Origin of the sequence: Aporhodopirellula aestuarii, assembly GCF_023701485.1 — a bacterium.
GTDB lineage: Bacteria > Planctomycetota > Planctomycetia > Pirellulales > Pirellulaceae > Rhodopirellula > Rhodopirellula aestuarii.
This window is the reverse complement of sequence record NZ_JAMQBK010000008.1, coordinates 88,587-107,476: the sequence shown is the minus strand read 5'-3', so window position 1 is coordinate 107,476 and position 18,890 is coordinate 88,587. Positions and strand designations below refer to the sequence as shown.

Annotated in this window: 11 protein-coding genes; 6 read left to right on the top strand and 5 right to left on the bottom strand. The window is 56.3% G+C overall.

Going from position 1 to position 18,890, the window contains the following annotated elements:
- Positions 1 to 106: 106 nt before the first annotated feature.
- The 3 genes from NB063_RS01915 to NB063_RS01905 all read left to right on the top strand — a co-directional run bounded on the left by NB063_RS01915 (position 107) and on the right by NB063_RS01905 (position 6,377).
- Complete coding sequence (locus NB063_RS01915) at positions 107 to 625, top strand: hypothetical protein (RefSeq protein ID WP_250927042.1); 519 nt, start codon at positions 107 to 109, stop codon at positions 623 to 625.
- A gap of 529 nt (positions 626 to 1,154) precedes the next feature.
- Positions 1,155 to 3,536 (top strand): glycoside hydrolase family 95 protein, encoded by a 2,382-nt coding sequence (locus NB063_RS01910; RefSeq protein WP_250927041.1) that lies wholly within the window; start codon positions 1,155 to 1,157, stop codon positions 3,534 to 3,536.
- A gap of 417 nt (positions 3,537 to 3,953) precedes the next feature.
- The gene (locus tag NB063_RS01905; RefSeq protein ID WP_250927040.1) at positions 3,954 to 6,377 is read left to right on the top strand and encodes a glycoside hydrolase family 95 protein; all 2,424 of its coding nucleotides are present in this window, start codon (positions 3,954 to 3,956) and stop codon (positions 6,375 to 6,377) included.
- Between the two features lie 282 nt (positions 6,378 to 6,659).
- Here NB063_RS01905 and NB063_RS01900 read toward each other — a convergent pair whose 3' ends face one another.
- The 3 genes from NB063_RS01900 to NB063_RS01890 all read right to left on the bottom strand — a co-directional run bounded on the left by NB063_RS01900 (position 6,660) and on the right by NB063_RS01890 (position 9,125).
- Entirely contained in the window at positions 6,660 to 7,715 is a 1,056-nt protein-coding gene (locus NB063_RS01900) for a class I SAM-dependent methyltransferase (protein ID WP_250927039.1), read from the bottom strand.
- Between the two features lie 115 nt (positions 7,716 to 7,830).
- Positions 7,831 to 8,070, bottom strand: coding sequence for an RNA-binding S4 domain-containing protein (locus NB063_RS01895; RefSeq protein WP_250927038.1), 240 nt, complete (start codon positions 8,068 to 8,070; stop codon positions 7,831 to 7,833).
- The gene (locus NB063_RS01890; protein WP_250927037.1) at positions 8,067 to 9,125 is read right to left on the bottom strand and encodes an endonuclease/exonuclease/phosphatase family protein; all 1,059 of its coding nucleotides are present in this window, start codon (positions 9,123 to 9,125) and stop codon (positions 8,067 to 8,069) included. The genes NB063_RS01895 and NB063_RS01890 overlap by 4 nt, the downstream gene beginning before the upstream one ends.
- A gap of 104 nt (positions 9,126 to 9,229) precedes the next feature.
- Between NB063_RS01890 and NB063_RS01885 the strand changes: the two genes are divergently transcribed.
- Positions 9,230 to 10,189 carry a DUF1559 family PulG-like putative transporter gene (locus NB063_RS01885; RefSeq protein ID WP_250927036.1) on the top strand — a complete coding sequence of 320 codons (960 nt, stop codon included), beginning with the start codon at positions 9,230 to 9,232 and terminating at the stop codon, positions 10,187 to 10,189.
- A gap of 75 nt (positions 10,190 to 10,264) precedes the next feature.
- On the opposite strand, the gene NB063_RS01880 is transcribed toward NB063_RS01885, so the two are convergent.
- The gene (locus NB063_RS01880; RefSeq protein ID WP_250927035.1) at positions 10,265 to 11,635 is read right to left on the bottom strand and encodes a two-component system sensor histidine kinase NtrB; all 1,371 of its coding nucleotides are present in this window, start codon (positions 11,633 to 11,635) and stop codon (positions 10,265 to 10,267) included.
- Complete coding sequence (locus tag NB063_RS01875; RefSeq protein ID WP_250927194.1) at positions 11,636 to 13,000, bottom strand: sigma-54-dependent transcriptional regulator; 1,365 nt, start codon at positions 12,998 to 13,000, stop codon at positions 11,636 to 11,638.
- 479 nt (positions 13,001 to 13,479) lie between these two features.
- On the opposite strand from NB063_RS01875, the gene NB063_RS01870 reads away from it, so the two are divergent.
- Both NB063_RS01870 and NB063_RS01865 read left to right on the top strand, forming a co-directional pair.
- Complete coding sequence (locus NB063_RS01870) at positions 13,480 to 14,937, top strand: OprO/OprP family phosphate-selective porin (protein WP_250927034.1); 1,458 nt, start codon at positions 13,480 to 13,482, stop codon at positions 14,935 to 14,937.
- 754 nt (positions 14,938 to 15,691) lie between these two features.
- On the top strand, positions 15,692 to 18,820 hold the full coding sequence (locus NB063_RS01865; protein WP_250927033.1) for a DUF2309 domain-containing protein: 3,129 nt from the start codon (positions 15,692 to 15,694) through the stop codon (positions 18,818 to 18,820).
- Positions 18,821 to 18,890: the final 70 nt, after the last annotated feature.

Genomic DNA, 18,890 nt, shown 5'->3' with positions numbered 1-18,890 from the left:
ACGCGAACATGCCTGATAAACACGGAATATCAGTTGCCGCCCGCTTTGTGATCGCGGCCGTTGTTTTGAAAGGCCAGACGCATAAAATAGATTCGAAAGAAATATGATGGCAAAACGAAAAGGCGTTCAACCACCTAAGCCAAAGCCGCCAACGAACGCAGAGTGGATTGCGTTCATCCCCACGGTGCGAGAGAACTTCGCTCGAGAGATCACGCAGATGTGCGACGAAGTCGAACCTGAATTGTGGCAAAACCCCGGTATCTGCGGACTGATGTATGAGTTTCTACCGTGGCACGAACATTCATCAATTGCCATTCAACTCCGCGATGATGATCCGACGGATCCACCGTCTTGGGCAAACTACGAATGCGTCGATCCCAACGGAACGAACATTGAAGATGAAATCGCAATGTACACTTCATCCCCTAGCGATCTCGTATACCACCGTTTGCTTGTCGAGGCTGCCGAAGCATTGCTGAGTATCAACTTCTCCGATTTCGGGCAATCGGAAACAATGGAAGACGGCTACTTGTACTGCCCGTTTCGCTTGCAAGTCTATCACGGGGACGAAAAATTCAGGTTCAACTACTGTGAATACGTCTTGGCTCGTCGACTTGACCAATGACGACGCAGAAATCGCCGAACCGTTGAATTTCCGATGATTCTCACAGTGGCATGGACGCACAGAGAGATTGCATGGGGTATGAAACCAATACGAGCTGCTGGAAAAGTAGGCGGACCGCATTTGCTGTTGGATTATTTCGAAACGCAGCTACCCGACGCAAACTGATCGCGACCTGAACCTCAGTGTCTTGGTGCGTCCGTGAGAGGCTTCGTCCATCGGCAAATAGCTTGGCAGCCCCAACTAGCCCGGTCAGCCATCTCGCGTGTTCCTGGTGCGTGGTAGCTCCGTCATCTGCAACTGGAAGGGACGGCTCGCGGAGGTCGATTGTATCCACGCGGTGGTGATGGATGCTGGTGAAAACTGCGTGGTGTGTCACGAGTGACGCGGGGGTGGCCTCCGAAACAATCGCTTCCTGAGAATTTCCGCCGAATTTCACCTTACCCCCAACACGTGATGCGTTTCAGGTATCATTGCCGCTGCAAGTCTATTGAGCAGACATGACAAATTGAATCACCTGGAAGGAAGCATAATGCCCCGAGTCCTAATTGCACTCGTGATAGTTGGCTTGGTTGCCGTGGAGACATCCCTGGCGGCGCGTCACGACGTGGACGAAAGCAACAATCCGAAAGCAAACCAAACGTACACCAACGAAGCCTCGGCACCCGAAGAGCCGCTGACGCTTTGGTATCGCAAACCGGCGACCAAATGGGAAACCGAGGCGTTACCGATCGGAAATGGCCGGATGGCCGCGATGGTTTTCGGCGGCGTGAACAACGAGCGGATCCAGTTCAACGAAGAAACCGTCTGGGACGGCGTGCCCACGGATTACACCAACCCGGGTGCTTTGGAAGCGCTTCCCGAAGTCCGCCGGCTCTTATTTGAAGGCAAGAACGCCGAAGCGACCCGGCTGGCCGGAAAGACGATGATGGGCAGTCCGTACAAGGTCAAATCGTATCAGACCCTCGGCGACCTGTTCCTCGACTTCCCCGACACCGACAAAGTCTCCGGTTACCGGCGTGACTTGGATCTCACGACGGCAATCAGCCGCACGAATTACAGCGTGGACGGGATCGAGTACACGCGTGAAGTTTTCGTCAGTTCACCGGATCAGGCGATCGTCATCCACCTCACGGCTAGCAAACCTGGATCGATCAACTTCACCGCTCGATTTTCGCGTGACCATGCGACCAAAGAATCCACGTCGGATCACCGCTTGATCTTGCGTGGCAAACTCGGGGTGGACTACGAAGCACAGCTCCGCCCCTTTGTCAGTGGCGGCAGTGTCAGTTCCGCCGACGGAGTACTGAAGGTCGCGGATGCTGATGAAGTCACGCTGCTTGTCGTGGGAGCAACGAGCTACAACAGTGCCACGGACATTTCCGGCGATGCCACCGAACGCTGCGAGGCCTACCTCCAAGCGATCGGTGATAAGTCATTCGAGGAGATGCGACACGCGCACGTTGCCGACCATCAAAAGCTCTTCAATCGTGTGCAGTTGGATCTGGAAACAACCGACGCGGTCAACAGTCCGACTGACGAGCGACTGCGAGCGATCAAGAAAGGGTCGTATGACCCGCAGTTCGAAGTCTTGTACTTTCAGTTCGGACGTTACCTGTTGATCAGCAGCTCGCGTCCCGGTTACCTGCCCGCCAACCTGCAGGGCAAGTGGGCGCAGCAATACAACGCGGCTTGGAATAGTGACTACCACTTCAACATCAACTTTCAAATGAACTACTGGCCGGCACAGACCACCAACCTGTCTGAATGCCACCATCCGTATTTCGACTACGTGGAAAGCCTGATCCCGTTTGGCGAGAAAACAGCCAAGGTGCACTACGGCGCCGACGGTTGGACGCTGCATCACCTTTCGGACATCTTCGGCATGACCGCACCGGCGGACGGGGTCCACGGCATCTGGCCAATGGGCGCCGCTTGGGCGAGCCGCGGCTTGATGGAACACTACCGCTTTACTGGCGACAAGGAATTCCTAACTGAGCGTGCGTATCCGATGATGAAGGGCGCTGCCGAGTTCATCCTCGACTTCTTGGTTGAGGCCCCAGCGGGCACGCCGGCGGCTGGTCGATTGGTCACGAACCCATCCCACTCGCCAGAAAACTCGTTCATCAAGGCCGACGGAACGGAATCCGTCTTCACCTATGCGGCCACGATGGATCTGCAAATCATTCATGATCTGTTTACAGGGCTCATCGAAGCGAACGAGGCAATCGACCCAACGGGCAATTTTGACAAGCAATTCCGAACCGAGCTCGAAACGACGTTAGCCAAACTGCAACCGCTGCAGATCAGTCCCGAGACAGGCCGCTTGCAGGAATGGATTGAAGATTACAAGGAAAAAGATCCACGTCATCGCCACACCTCTCACTTGTTCGGACTTCACCCGGGCAAGCAGATCACTAAGAATGCGACGCCCGAGTTGTACGAAGCGGCGCGGAAGTCACTGGAGGCCCGCGGGGATGGCGGCAAAGGCTGGTCGATGGCGTGGAAGATCAACTTCTGGGCCCGATTCCATAACGGTGATCGCGCTCACGATCTGCTGAACAATCTGCTTAGCAAGATGACGCTGACGAACCTGTTCGACACCCACCCGCCGTTCCAGATCGACGGCAATTTTGGTGGTACGGCAGCGATCGCGGAGATGCTTTTGCAAAGCCACGATGGCGAAGTGCATCTCCTGCCCGCTTTGCCGAGCGTTTGGAAAGATGGTTCGGTAAAAGGGCTGCGTGCCCGTGGCGGATTTGAAGTCGACATGGAGTGGAAAGACGGCAAGTTGTCGAGCGCCACGATTCGTTCGCTCAACGGCAACCCGTTGAAGGTTCGCTACGGAAACGAAACTCGCGAGCAAGACCTCACCAAAGGCGAAAGCTTTACGTGGAACGCAAACGCGACCTAGCGAATCAAAGTAGCTGTGGCTTCTAGCCGCAGTTTGTGATCGATGTAGCTGTGTCACTGACCTCGTGTTTTGTCGGCATTCAAATTTAGGGGTAACACCGGACGGCTCGCGCCGTTCCGCTAAGACTTTCAACGCTACAGCTACGGATAGTTGTGTTACTGACCTCGTGCTTTGTCGGCACTCAAATTTAAAGGTGACACCGGACGGCTTGCGCCGTTCCGCTAAGACTTTTAGCGTTACAGCTACGGATAGTTGTGGCACTGACCTCGTGCTTTGTCCGCATTCAAATGTAGGGGTGACACCGGACGGCTCGCGCCGTTCCGCTAAGACTTTTAGCGCTACAGACTCGACAAAGCACTCACCCCCACAAACATTTTTCGACTCGAAGCCGCATTTTCGGGAAGACTTGGTGCATTGATGAAACGTTTGAACAACACTGCTGTTTCTTTCGGCCGCGGATGGTTGCCACCATTACAGGCACTGTGTTTGCTGCTGCTGAGCATGCAGACAGCTCCTTTGCACGCGGACGCCTCCGATTCCTTGACGCTTTGGTACACCCAACCCGCTTCAGAATGGGCGGAAGCACTGCCGATTGGAAACGGACGACTCGGAGCAATGGTCTACGGTGGGGTCCAACAAGAACGCTTGCAGCTAAACGAAGACACGCTGTGGAGTGGTGGACCGCACTCGTACGACAATCCAGAGGCCTACTCGCACCTCGCCACGGTGCGCAAACTGCTCGACCAAGGTGACTATGCCAAGGCCGAAGACGTTGCCCAGAACATGTTGGGAATCCCCAAGTACCAACAAGCGTACATGCCACTTGGTGATCTCTTTCTCGATTTCCCAAACGACCAATCACCGAGCGAATACCACCGCGAACTCGATTTGCAAAATGCGGTCAGCACGGTTAGCTACCGTATCGACGACGCACGCTTTACACGAACGGTCTTCGCATCAAATCCCGATCAAGCGATTGTCATGCGTCTTGAGTGCGATCGACCAGGACGGATCAGCTTTGACTTGTCGATGACAAGTCCACATGAATATCAGTCTCGGCCAACCAGTATCAACGGGCTGCTCATGACTGGTGAAGTGGTTCGCGGGTCGGACAAGCGTGCGAGCGGATCACGGGCTTTGATCGGCCCCTGGGAAAGCGCAGGCATGAAGTTCGCCGCGAAGGTGAGAGTCACATCCGATGGCGGAACGGTGGCGACGCAAGACGACCGCATCTCGGTTCGCGATTCCGACGCCGTGACGGTTGTTTATGTGGCAGCGACCAGCTACGTCAATTATCAAGACGTGAGTGCAGATGCGGTAAAACGCGTCGACGACACCATCGCGAGTGTTGGCGACACGCCCTACGAGCAGCTCTACCGGCAGCACGTGGATGACTACTCCAAACTGTTCGGACGGGTGGCGATCGATCTCGGTGGCAACGACACCGACGAAAGCCTGCCAACGGACGAACGGATTCAACGAGCGAAGGACGGTCACAAAGATCCGCGTTTGGCGGAGCAAGTATTTCAGTTTTCTCGCTATTTGATGATTTCGGGATCACGCCCTGGAACTCAGCCGCTCAATCTGCAAGGCATCTGGAACAGTGAAATCAATCCGCCTTGGGGGAGCAAGTACACGATCAACATTAACATCCAGATGAACTACTGGGTCGCCGAGGTCTGCAATCTCAGCGATTGCCATGAGCCGCTATTGCGGATGGTCGGCGAGTTGCAAGAACCGGGAAGGAGCACCGCCCACGTCCATTACAAGGCTGGCGGTTGGGTCACCCACCACAACACGGACATTTGGCGAGGAACGGCGCCAGTTGACGGTGCACAATGGGGTATCTGGCCAACGGGCGGCGCGTGGCTGTGCCAGCATCTTTGGGAACACTACCTTTACACGGGCGACATCGAGTTTCTGAAACGCTCGTATCCGATCATCAAGGGAGCGACCGAATTCTTCTTGGACACCCTCGTTGAAAACGAAGACGGCTATCTGATCACTTCGCCATCGATCTCGCCCGAGCACGGTCATGGCGGCGGAACAAAAGATGGGCTCAGCGTCGGACGCAGTGGCACGTCACTTTGTGCTGGACCGACCATGGACCTCCAAATCCTAAGAGATCTGTTCGCAAATTGCATCGATGCATCGGAGATTCTGGACACCGACGAAGCGTTCCGAACACAGTTATCAAGCACGCGGTCGCGTTTACAGCCGATGCAGATCGGACGCACAGGACAACTTCAAGAATGGCTCGAAGATTGGGATAATCCGAACGACAAACACAGCCATGTTTCGCACATGTATGGATTGTTTCCGAGCAGCCAAATCAATTGGCGAGATACGCCGGAATTGTTTCGAGCAGCCCAAACGTCACTGATCCAACGCGGCGACAGCGGCGGATGGCCTGGCGGATGGCGAGTCTGCCTGTGGGCACGCCTGGGTGACGGTGATCATGCACACGAAGTTCTCAGCGGTCACGTTCTGCCACGCTTCACACACAATTTGCTCAACAAGGGAAGCGTTTACCAGATCGACGCCAATTTCGGTGCCGCCGCCGGTATCGCTGAAATGCTTTTGCAAAGCCATCTGCGCACGGACGACGGAAGCCAATTGCTACAGCTCCTGCCCGCCCTCCCTTCGGCTTGGCCCGACGGATCGGTCCAGGGTTTACGTGCACGCGGCGGCTTCGAAGTCGATATTGCGTGGGCGGACGGAAAACTGACCAACGCAACCATCCGTTCGCTGAACGGGACACCACTCGCGGTCCGTTACGGCGACAACACTCAAACGTCCCGCCCCGCCAAGGGTGAATCTTTTACGTGGGATGGGAACTAGTCTCGTAGCTGTGGCTTCTAGCCGCAGAAGGGTAGCACGCCACGGACACATGTCCGTGGCGGTAGCAAGTCGTCACTAGCGACGTCGATTTAACTATTGCGGGATTTCAAATATAGCAGAACGGCGCAAACCGTCCGGTAACGTCGGACCGGACGGCTTGCGCCGTTCCGCTAAAAAGAGAACTAAAAACATCTTTGTCCCTCTTTTCTTGCGGTTCGAGAATCATCGGCTCCGTAGTTGATGTCATTGCTGCGGCTGGCAGCCACAGCTACTGGGTGTTTGTTAGAAGTCGTGTTTTCGATACGTGAGCAGTTGATATCCGCTGGCTTCCGTTTCGCTTTCTAACCACAGGTTTGGCCACGGTCGCGAATGGTATTCATCACGCATCTTTGTGACGACGAGAGCTCGACCGCCATCGACGATCAGTTTCGTCGCCGTGCGGAGGAAGTGCTCCGCGATCGCAAAATCACCGTAATAAGGAGGATTCAACAGCGCAAGATCGCATCCCATGATTTGCGGTAGCTGTCCGTCGTGGTTGAGTGTCGCGGTCAGATTCGAGATCTCATTCCGCTCGGCGCCGCGACGTACACACTCAATCGCGCGTGCGTTGCAATCCACCGCAAACACGTCACCGGATTCCGATCGGATTGCCGAGGCAAGTCCTACCGCTCCGCTGCCGCACCCGAAATCGAGCACGCGATCACCGGGGCGAACTTCGCTATTCGAAATCAACCGTCGCGCGGCCAGATCCAACGAGCGATGAGAAAAGACACTGGGTCGAGAGAAAACGGTTATCAGTCGATCTTGTTCACGAAACGTAAACTCGGCGTCAAAGTTTCGATGTTTCTTGAGTGCTCGACGTTTGGTTGCGGTGTAAACCCAACCGCTAGGCGTCTGCTTGCAATTGACTTTGTCGAACAACGCTTGCATCTGCTCTCGAAGCCATCGGTCCTTGGGATTGTTCACGCTCGACATCATCACGCCGCCAATTTCCAACCGCTCGTGCGCCTGTTGCAAGACGTCGCGAGTCATTTCCGCCTCGCCGCGTTGCAGCACCGGAATCAGCGCGAGTTGAATCGGATCTTGGGGCAGATCGGCTGAACAAAGAACTTCGACATCGACATCCGCACTGACTGCCGTGACGCGGCTCTGAGCGGCCCGAAATGAGTCGACATACCACAGCGAGACTTTCCCCGACGGACACAGCGACTTGGCGTGCCATCCCGATTGCCCGCGTCCAGGAGAAACAACGAGACAATTTGCAAACGCACAATTGTCGATCGCTTCGATCAGCAATTGCTCACTCGGTAGCGGTGGCAGCGATTGGGGAATCGACATAAACGGGAAGCCGGTCTAGCCATATTCCGCCAAATGTCGGCGAAATGGAGGCGTGCGAAATGAGAAAGAGTACGGTTCTAAAAGCTTGGTCATCAGCCAACGTGACGCAATTCGCTCAATCGTCCTCGGTTACTTCGACAACCCAAACTTGGCTATTCCAGTTCACTTCGTCGCCGGTGAAGAGCTGTCGGCGGCGGCGTGTTTCGACTTCGTCGTTGACGAGGACCTCGCCAGCCTGGATGCGCACCTTGGCTTCGCCTCCCGTGCCAACCACCCCGGCCGCTTTGAGGAAATCGTCGAGTCGGATCATCGGCCGCGAATCAGGTGTTTTTTGGTTCATTTCGGGTTCACTCATCGGATTTCAAACTCCGCGATCACGGGATAATGATCACTTAAATCTCGTTCGGCGTCGCTCATTTCCCAGTAGCGTTCCCAATGGTCTTCGGTAGTGTCGACACCGCCGCGAATCGCCAGATCGCGACGTACACTCACGCCACCCAAACACAAGTCAGCTCGTCCCGGATCGTCTTCGAGCAACGATTTGCTGACGAGGATCCGGTCGAATTGCTTTCCCTTGAGCAGATGCGTTTGCCGACGGGACGCTGGCGTCTTTTCGAGAACATCCACGAGGTCATCACTTGGGTCTGCGGTCAACCGCGTCATCAGCACCGCCAACTCACTGCCGCGTGCTATCGCACCCGCGGGTTCTTCGGTGTTGAAGTCCCCCAACACCACGATGTGCATGGGCGTTTTCTCCCAAACGCTGAGCCAACGGACCAAACTCGCGGCCTGCTTCGCTCGAATCGCCGCCCCCGCTTCGCCGCTGCGGAGATGCACGTTGACAATCAATACGGTTTCGACATCGCCACCGACCGGGATCTCTAAAATCGCCGCGAGATGTTTGGAGACGCTGCCGAACTCGCCTTCGCTTTGCATCCGTGAAGTTACGTGGCCGCGCATGGTCGAAAGCACGTCGACAGGACGTCTCGTCAATAAACCGACATCTTGCTCAGTAAACCGGTCGTTTCCCTCGATCGCGTACTGGTCATATTCCAAATCGTGCTCTCGCTCGAGAGCTTGGGTGAGATACCAAAGCACCCGCTGGCCTTCGATTTCTTGCAGAGCGACGACGGAAGGTTGGACTTCCGCGATCGATTTGGCAACCGCATCGCGTCGCCAATTCCAATGCCCGCGACTCGGGCTCGCTTTTTCTAAGGCGAGTTTGCTGTAGTTGTCTTTTTTGGAATCGTCAAAAAACCATTCGAGATTCCAAGTCATGACTGAAAATGCGATTTGTCCCTCGTCGGCCCGACGTGTTGTTTGAGCGACGGGCTCCACCGCGTGAGAGCACACTCCCGAAACGGTCAATAGCAACGCAATCGCCGCAAAAGAGGGAACGGGAATTTTCATGGACGCGGTCACGTACCGAAAAGGCTCGGATGACGGGGGGAATGATTTTTGCGAAACCGCTACGATAGACGCATTCGCCGAATTTGTAAGGTAGTGAGGTTTCTATGAAGTCGTTTTCGTTGTTGCAGTTCCCCCATCTCGATCGCTCGTGGGTACGCCCACGGGGGAGTCGCGGATTTTCGCTTTTGGAAATTGTCGTGGTGCTCGGGATTCTGGCGATCTTGCTGGCGATTTCGATCCCGGTGCTGCGCGACATGCGGACGCTGGCCCGGCGGAGCAATTGTGAACAAAACCTGATCCGGCTGACGCTGGCTAGCCAAGCGTACTCGGTGGATCATCTTCATCTACCAAGCGGAACGTTCACCGGATCGGCAAACGTGCTCAACGGCGAGTCGATGCCGGAGCTTGCAGGGCCGCCGCGTTCGGGCGGTGAAAATGCCCAGCCGGATGCTTATCTGACCATCGCGAGTCTGCCCAAAGGATACCATCACAACTGGATCTCATCGCTGTTGCCGTACTGCGACCGCGAGGGCATGTATCAATCGATTCATTTCGACGTGGGCGTTTACGCCCCTCAGAACGCGGTGACCCGCGACGCCGACATCCCGTTCTTGCGGTGCCCCTCGTCGGCAGAACGTCAGAAACTCAACACCAGTAGTTACGTGGGGCTGCACGCGAGCGATGCACGCCCCATCGGGATCAAAAATGACGGGATGCTGACGCTGAACCGTTGGCTCTTCCCAGACGATGTGCCCGACGGGATGGCATACACGATCTTGCTCGGTGAAAAACTCTCGCCGCAGCAGTTTGACCTCGGTTGGATGAGTGGAACCAGGAGCAGTTTGCGTAACGCGGGCACGCCCATCAACGAACCCATTGCCGACGAAGCCTATCACGACCCGGCGTTCGTCGGCGGACTCGCCAGCCTGCATGCCGGCGGCGCGTTTGTGGCGTTAGGCGACGGATCGATCGAATTTCTCAGTGACACGATCGACATGAAAGTTTACCAGAGTCGCGTCAGCCGCAACGATCAAGCAAACCAGACTGACGAGACGGCCGAGTGAACGACGCCGGCTTGAGTGCCCGGCGAGTTACCGGTTCGCTCGAACCAACGTCGACGATTGTTTTTCAGCCACGACTTACTCACCTGAGTTTTTAGGCAGCATGACTGTGAACGTGGTGCCTTCGGGGCTGGTTTCGAAATCCAGATTGCCGTTGTGTTGGCGAATAATCTTGTCACAGAGCGCGAGCCCCATGCCCGTTCCATCGCTGCGGGTGGTGAAATAGGGGTCAAAGATTTTTGTTTGGATGTCGTCGGGGATTCCGTTTCCGTTGTCGATGACATCAATCCGGATCGACGAGTCTTCACCCGTGATCACGAACCGCAGTACGCCGCCGTTGGGCATCGATGCGATCGCGTTGATTGCTAAATTTAAAAGAACTTGTTCGAGACGTACCGAGTCGGCTTGGATTAGTCCCAACATCTCTCGGGCGGGTTCCACGCGGATTTTGACGTTTTGCTTTTCGGCTTGGGGCCGCAGCAAACGGATCAGCTTTTCGACCAGCAAGGTCACATCGACGGGCGTGAGACCGATCTCGTTGATCGACGCGTAATTGCGAAAACCATCCAGCACCGCGCCGATCCGTTTGACTTCCGTGTTGATGATATCGAGTGACTCGTTGACCTCGGGGTCGTCGGTTCCTTTAGCCAATCGTTCACAGAGCAGTTGCACGTGGAGAGCGAGGGCACTGAGCGGGTTTTTGATTTCGTGTTGCAGCCCGGCGGCGAGTGATCCGAGTCCGGTATAACGCTCCATCCGTCGCAGACGTTCTTCCATCAGCGTCTTTTGCGTCACGTCTCGAACGTGAATCACCAATCCGATTTGTCGGCCACTGCGGTTGTGAAGACGGGTGCAACCGGCACGCAACGTTTGCACGTGTCCGTCACGCACGACGCGATAATCGCGGTCTCGAATCGGGTGATTGGTCCGCCGACTCTCATCGCAGATCTCGGACAACAGCGAGTGATCTGTCGAGACGTCGGCGATGTTGCGGCCGATTCCCGACGACATTCCTGCTTCGCCATCTTCGCCGAGACCGAGCAGCGTCCGGCCGCTCGTGTTGATGCTGGTGATGATGTCGTTTTCGTCAGTCGTGATCACTCCCGCGTCCATGCTGGCGAGGATATCAGACGAGAGAACTTTGACGTCTGCGAGCGATTTTTCACTGGAAAAGTAAGCTCGGATGACAAAAACGAACGCCACGCCGGTAGCCATCACGTTGAGCACGAGCAACACCAGCAGACTGCTTTGCAAACTCAGATCACCTGACAGCTCGTTGGCACTCTTCAGATCACTGGCTGGGAGGTGTTTGATAATCTTGTTCAGAATTTCCTGCTCGTGGCGAACCGTGAGCAGAACCCAGGCGGTGACCGCGAGAGACAAAAAACTCAGCAGGGCCAGCCCGATGGCGATCCGCCGAACGCCGCGTTCACCGGGTGGTTCAATCATTTAGTGCAGTCCGAATCGGCCCATCTTGTAATGCAACGTCCGCACGCTCACGCCGAGCGTCTTGGCGGTCTTCTCCCGGTGCATTCCACACGATTCCAAAGCGGCCTCGATCGTTTGCCGCTCACACGCCTCGACGGCTTCGGCGAGCGTGCTGACAACCGTTCCACTTGCACCGGTCGGTTTTCGCAGCTCCGATGGTAACTCGTTTTCGTGGATCACGTCACCTGCCGCCGTGATCACCATGCGTTCGATCACGTTTCGCAATTGTCGGACGTTCCCCGGCCATGCCGCCGCCACCATCGTCTGCATGGCTTCGGCGGACAGTCGTTTGATATCGCGCCGGTGCCGCGTACAGAATTGCTCGAGAAAGTGTTCGACGAGCAGCGGAATGTCTTCACGTCGGCCACGCAGCGGCGGGACTTCGATCGGAATGATGTTGAGTCGGTAGTAAAGGTCTTCGCGAAACGTGCCGTCATCGATCAGGTCTTGGACCGAACGATTCGTTGCTGAAATCACGCGGGCATCGGACTGCAGAACCTGCTCGCCGCCGACACGGGTGAACTGACGAGATTCGAGCACCCGTAACAAATCGACTTGGCTCTTGGCCGACATCTCGGTGACTTCGTCGAGAAACAACGTTCCTGACGACGCTTGCTCGAAACAGCCCGGTTTCTGGCGACTAGCGCCACTGAACGCGCCACGCTCGTGCCCGAACAGTTCGCTTTCGAGCAACGTTTCGGGCAAGGCACCGAGGTTGACGGCGATGAAAGGAGCTCCGCTGCGTTCGCTGAGTTCATGCAGCGCCCGGGCGATGAGTTCCTTTCCCGTGCCACTCTCGCCGTGGATCATCACCGTCGCGTCGGTTGCGGCGACTTGGCGAATCTGCCGAAAGACATCCTGCATGGCAGCACCGCCGGCAACGATGTTTGAAATTTCGCCCGAGTCGGCAAGCCGGCTTCGCAGATGCTGGTTTTCGATGCGGAGCTGGTAGTGTTCTCGAGCCTTGCGGACTTGTTGACGGACAAGGTTGAGGTCGAGCGGTTTGAGAACGAAGTCGAACGCTCCGGCTCGCATCGCGTCGACCGCGGTTTCCACCGTCCCATGGGCGGTGATGACGATCACGGCGGTTTGCGGACGTGCGGCGAGAATATGCTCGAGCAATTGGATCCCGGTCATGTCGCAGTTCAAACGCACGTCGACAATGACCAGCGGAAACTCGCCTTTTTCCATCTTCGCGATCGCTTCTTGTGCGTCGCCTGCGGTCTCGATCACGTCGGCGTCTTCGGCGAGTCCACGGGCCAGCCCGCTGCGGATGTTCGGTTCGTCGTCAACGATGAGGACGCCAAATGGATCGAGATCAGGCATATCGCGGCAAAGGTTCTTGCGAATTTCGGATGAGATGGGGCGGCGAGCGGATGGATAACGTCGCCAAACACGGCAACCATCGAGGGGGAAGCACAACTCGGGACCGTCAGCAGATCCCGGACCGTTAGGACACCTCAAGACGTCCGCGACATCAGCGATGATCCCGTTCGAGAGGCAAATCACAGGGATTTTGCGGGTCGGGATGAGTCGTTCCTTTCCGCTAATTTAGCCCGCAGTCGTCATTCCAACGAGCCCGCGATGCGCCAAACCTGCAACGCATTGCACAGGCACGTGAATCTTGTTGCACTCCCGAGTGAATATTATTGCCGATTGCAGACCTTCGCGTGGAATTGTGCGGCCTGCCGATTCGCGTCCGGGGTTTCTCTGCGTTTGCGGCCGATGAAGACGGGGCGTCGCGGTTGCGAAGAAGCAACCGCAGCGATTTCTCGAACGACCGCTCTACTTTGGAATTTGTTGCAATGGATTGCCAACTCCCCAGCTGGGTGCAGCTCTGCAAGTTCGTATCGTGTTTACGATTCGCCGTTGGCTTGGCCGCCGCGGTCGTCGTTTACTCACCGGCGGTTGCACAACCGCCAGACGTTCCGGCATCCGATACTCAACCAACACGCATCGAAGCCGACCTTTACTCACAACTGGCGCGGATGCAGCAGCAGATCGATGAGCTGAAAAACGTCTCTGCGGCACCAGCGCCGATCTACGATTTCGCGCCCATGCCCCATTGTGAGCCGAAACCGGAGAAACCAAAGTTTCCGACGGTCCGTTTGACGGGATTCTTCCAAGCGGACGCGGTTTACTTTGATCAAGATGCCACCAACATCGCCGCAGTCGGCGACGCTCAGGACGGAGCTGACTTCCGCCGGGCCCGATTGGCCGCGGTCGGCCAAGCATGGGACAACGTCAGCTACCAACTGGAAATGGACTTCGCTTTTCCCGGTCGTCCGAACTTCATGGACGTGTGGTTGGACGTGGACGATGTCATCGGCTCGAATAATCTGCGGATCGGCCAGTTTCGCCAACCGTTTGGCATGGACGGTTTGACTAGTGTCAAGGAGATGACGTTCCTCGAACGCGGGTTGCCCTTCGCGTTCCTGCCGTTTCGCCAGATCGGTGCAGCGTTGTACGGAAACCATAAGGACGAACTCGCGACTTGGGCGATTTCGGCTTTTCGTTATCCGACCGACGTCTATGGTGGCAACGTCGGCGACAACGGCGGGTACGGAATGGCAACACGTCTGACCGGACTGATGATTAACAATGACGACGGCAATGGACTGGTGCACGTCGGCGGAGGTTTCAGTTTCATTGACCCGGCTAATGACAAATTTCAATTCCGAAACCAACCCGAGGTCTTCGTCGGTGAAGACGGCGGCGGCGTGCTCGCGGGCACGAATCCGAAATTGGCACCGTTCGCCGACACTGGTGAAATTGATGCCAGAAACGCGAGTTTGTTCAGTGCTGAACTCGCCGGGTCCTGCGGTTCCTTCTACGCCCAATCCGAAGCGATCTATGCACAGGTGGATCAATTGGCTGGTCCGATGTTATCGTTTTCCGGCGCGTACGCTTACTGCGGATACTTCTTGACGGGCGAGAAACGCCCCTACAACGGGAAGGCGGGCGTTTTCGGAACCGTGACGCCTACCAAAAGCGTTGGCAAAGAGGGCGGCATTGGAGCATGGGAAGTTGCGACTCGCTATTCCCACGTCGACCTCAGCGACAAGAACATCAACGGCGGACGGTTAAACAACATCACGGCCGGATTGAACTGGTACCTCAATCCTCACACCAAATTTCAGTTCAACTACATCTACTCGATGCTAAACGCACAAGCGGGCGCGGGCCCCGTCCCAGTCTCCGCCGCAGGGGTCGGCGACAGCGAGGCGGGAATCTATGCGATGCGAGCCCAAGTCGATTTCTGATCTGCAAAACGCAGACCTTCGCCGTTTTTCGCCGATGCACCAAGTCGGCCGTTACGAAAGCGTCAATCGGGGAACTCCGCTTGACGCTTTTATCATGGAGTGTGGTTCCTTATCAACGCGATTTAAGCGAAATCTGTGGCAGCTCGTCGGTTGTCACGTGACGTCTGGAAGTCTGTGCACGTTGAGTGTTTTTTCAATACTTCAATTCGGTGTGGAACCGGACGGCTTGCTGGCTGTTGATTTAGTGAGCCGTCGGCGCTAGCCGCGGGCCTTACGGCTACGATGCGCGCATGGGACGCTCGCAGCTAGCGCTGTCGGCTCACTCATGTTTGCGAAACGACTAACTCAACAGTCCGCTCGCGCCGTTCCACTACTTTTTTAATCCCGCAGTAACTCAATCGACGTCCCGAGAGACCGAGCTACACGATCAGTGGCGCAGTCGAGTTGGAGGTGCGAAATCAAGCGTCATCCGATGAGTTGTCTGCCACCTTTTTGAGCAAGCCTGTGGTGGCCTCAAGATTCAGGCATGCAAAACCTTGCAGATCGGTGCAGGTTCCTGCATGCATTTCGCAGGTTTTTGCAACTCAACGCGAGTTCCCAGCAACGTCGGATGAGAATCTAAGAGTCGCATTTGCGTCTTTTCCGCCACCAACCGCACATTTGCGGATGCAACTGCGATCACGCCGCGCGCGTTGGTACGGGTTGTGCATCTGCGATTTCAATCCTGTTCTTTCTCAACTCTGTCGCGTTCACCATGCAAGATGCACCTTCGGGCAGCCTCCTTTCCGCTGCACCGGTTGAAGCAGTTCCCACGACCCACGGTCGCGATCTCATTTCGATCATCGAACACGCCAAACACTACCTGCCATCGCAGGGGCCGATCTCGATCTTCGTGCACCACAACACTTTGCACTCATTCGAAGACTTGCCGTTCGAAGAAGCGGTGATTGCCGGTGGCGCGCGTTACGGTTGTGAACCGTACCTTTCCGAAGAACGCTATCACAATGAACTGACTCGCGGCCGGATCTCGATCGACGACATCCGCCAAGTTCTGATGGACGACCTCGACGCGTCCGCCGATGAATTGATCGCGAGTTTCGGGACTCGCTATTCGCTGCGATTGGCGATGATGCAGATGACGCTGCACGCCGCGCCAGACGCGGAACTGCAGTGGATGTTGGCCGAAACCAAGTTGCTGAAGAAGTTTCAGTCGCAAGTTTCGTTGCCACGTCGCGAACAAGTCATTGCGGCGACGCGCAGTTGGATCATGCGGTGCCGCGATACCGGAAAATTGCCGCCGGTCGTCGAATCGGTAATCCAAAACCAACCCAACAAGCCGCTCGCAGCATGGAGCGACGACGCATGGGAATCGTTCACGTTGAAGCTGCTGTGGCAAGTTTGTCATGACGGAGTGGAGGCAGCCAATCTGCCGCGTGAGTACCAACGCGAGAATGAAAGCCTGCAGGGATTGTTGTTGGAGGTGACAGGTGAAGACGTCAACGTCACGGTCAACGAGATTCTCATTCGATTTTGCGGCAGCTATCTCGATCAAGGATTCGCGGATTGGTCGCTTCCCGAACGCGGCTCAGGGTTTGCAAAGTCCTTCGCCAACTTGTATCTGCGCCGCCTCGCCGTTTTACCTTCATGGATGACGCATCTGCGTGGAGAACTGAAACGGATTCTCGACGAGCCTTTCGATCCGCTCGCATCGATCGCTGAATCATTGGCAGCGTTGGGGATCAACGACGAGACCGACCCGGAAACGGTCGAAGAAGAGATCACCTCAACGATGTTGGCCCTGCGTGGTTGGGCGGGCATGATCTGGCAAACCGAATCAAACTCACCACACCTGCCCCATCCGATCCCGAGCGGATCGTTGACCGAATATTTGGCGATCCGTTTTCTTTTGCAACGGCATGCGATCGCCGAGTTGGGCCAGCGTCGATATAGGACTCGCGACATGGGCGAGATTCGCAAGGAGGTCAATGCCGAATTGCGACGCCACATCCGCCGCTCGGGTGAAAAGTTTGTTCGACGAGGACCGTCGACGGATGAACGGACCTACGTCATCTTCCAACTCGCCCAAGCGGGAGGATGGACACCGGAACAATTAATCGGCATGTCGAGTGCCCAGTGGTCACGGGTCGTCAACGAAATCGAATCGTTTGATTCACTCGAACGACGCCGGATGTTTCACCTCGCGTATGAACGCCATTACGAGGTGTCTGCACTCGACGCGATCTCGATTCATTCCACCCGTCGACGTGAGAACGCGGACCGGTTTCCCAGGGATCCCGCTTACTTAGCCATCTTTTGCATCGACGACCGCGAAGAGTCCTTTCGCCGCCATTTGGAAGAGATCGATCCGGAGTGCCGGACCGCGTCGGCGGCAGGATTTTTTGCCGTCGCGATGTACTATCGTGGTGCCGACCACGCTCATTACCGGCCGCTGTGTCCCGCGATCGTGACGCCACGACATTACGTGTGTGAGGAGCCGACGTTTTCGGCGGTGAATGTCAGCGAGAAACGTGCCGAACGCCGCCGGCGAATCGGCTGGTTCACTCACCAAGTTCACGCCCATTCGAGAACACTCGTCGGTGGTTGGTTTACGGGAATTTTTGGTGCGATCGCGACATTCCCAATGGTCGCACGGATTTTTTCTCCACGATTGACATCCCGTTTTCGCGACGCGATGGGTTCTTTTGTCAGACCGCCGTCCACCGAACTGCATCTCGAACGGATCGCATCTGACCCAGGCCAAGACTTCGACGCGTTGGGGTACAGCCTGGAAGAGATGGCCGACATTGTCGTTCGCATTCTGCAAGACATCGGTTGCGTGAAAGACTTTCCGCCGATCGTCATTTTCTTCGGTCACGGCAGCGGCAGCTTAAACAATCCCCACGAGTCGGCTTACAACTGTGGCGCGTGCAGCGGTGGGCGAGGCGGACCAAACGCACGTGCGTTCGCGATGATGGCAAACGATCGTCGCGTGCGTCGTTTAACACTGCAACGTGGAGTCGAAATCCCCGATGACGTGCGATTTGTCGGTGCCTATCACAACACGTGTAGCGACGACGTCGAGTACTACGACCTCGACCTCCTGCCGAGAACGCATCGCGAGTTGTTTCGCCGAATCGAAAAAAGCGTGAACGCAACACGGGCACGAAACGCTCACGAACGGGCACGACGGTTTGAATCCGCGCCACTGGATCTGACTTTCGCTGAAGCACTCGATCATGTCGAGCAACGCGCCGAAGACCTTTCGCAGGCTCGTCCCGAATACAACCACGCGACCAACGCGATCACCACCGTCGGACGTCGCGATTGGACACGTGGACTGTTCCTGGATCGACGCGCGTTTCTCACCGAATATGATCCGTCGGTCGACGACGAAAACGCCAGCGTTCTGACTCGCATTTTGCAAGCGGCGATCCCGGTTTGTGCGGGGATCAGTTTGGAATATTACTTCTCGTCGGTTGACGTCGAGGGATACGGATGCGGTTCGAAGTTGCCGCACAACGTGGCGTCCATGTTAGGCGTGATGACGGGGGCAGCCAGCGACCTGCGTCCCGGACTGTCGCAACAAATGATCGAAATCCACGAGCCGATGCGAATGTTGTTCGTGATCGAAACGGTTCCCGAGACCTTCGAAAACATCCTCGCTGCCAACCCGGGCATCGCCAAGTTGGTACGGGGTAGCTGGGTGCACATCGCATTAATCGATCCCCAAACCTCGTCCATCTTGCGATACCGCAATGGGCGTTTTGAACCCTACGCCCCTGAGACGACCGAGATCCCTACGGTCGACTCCTCCACGGATTGGTATCGCGGCAACCGCGATCACTTGGGCTTCGCATCGATCAACGAAGCGTCCGAAGTTTAACTCGAATCCATCGCCCATAGCCGCTCTCCCTCGGGCACGTGTTTAAGCCCGAAACGTCCCGGGGGAGAGC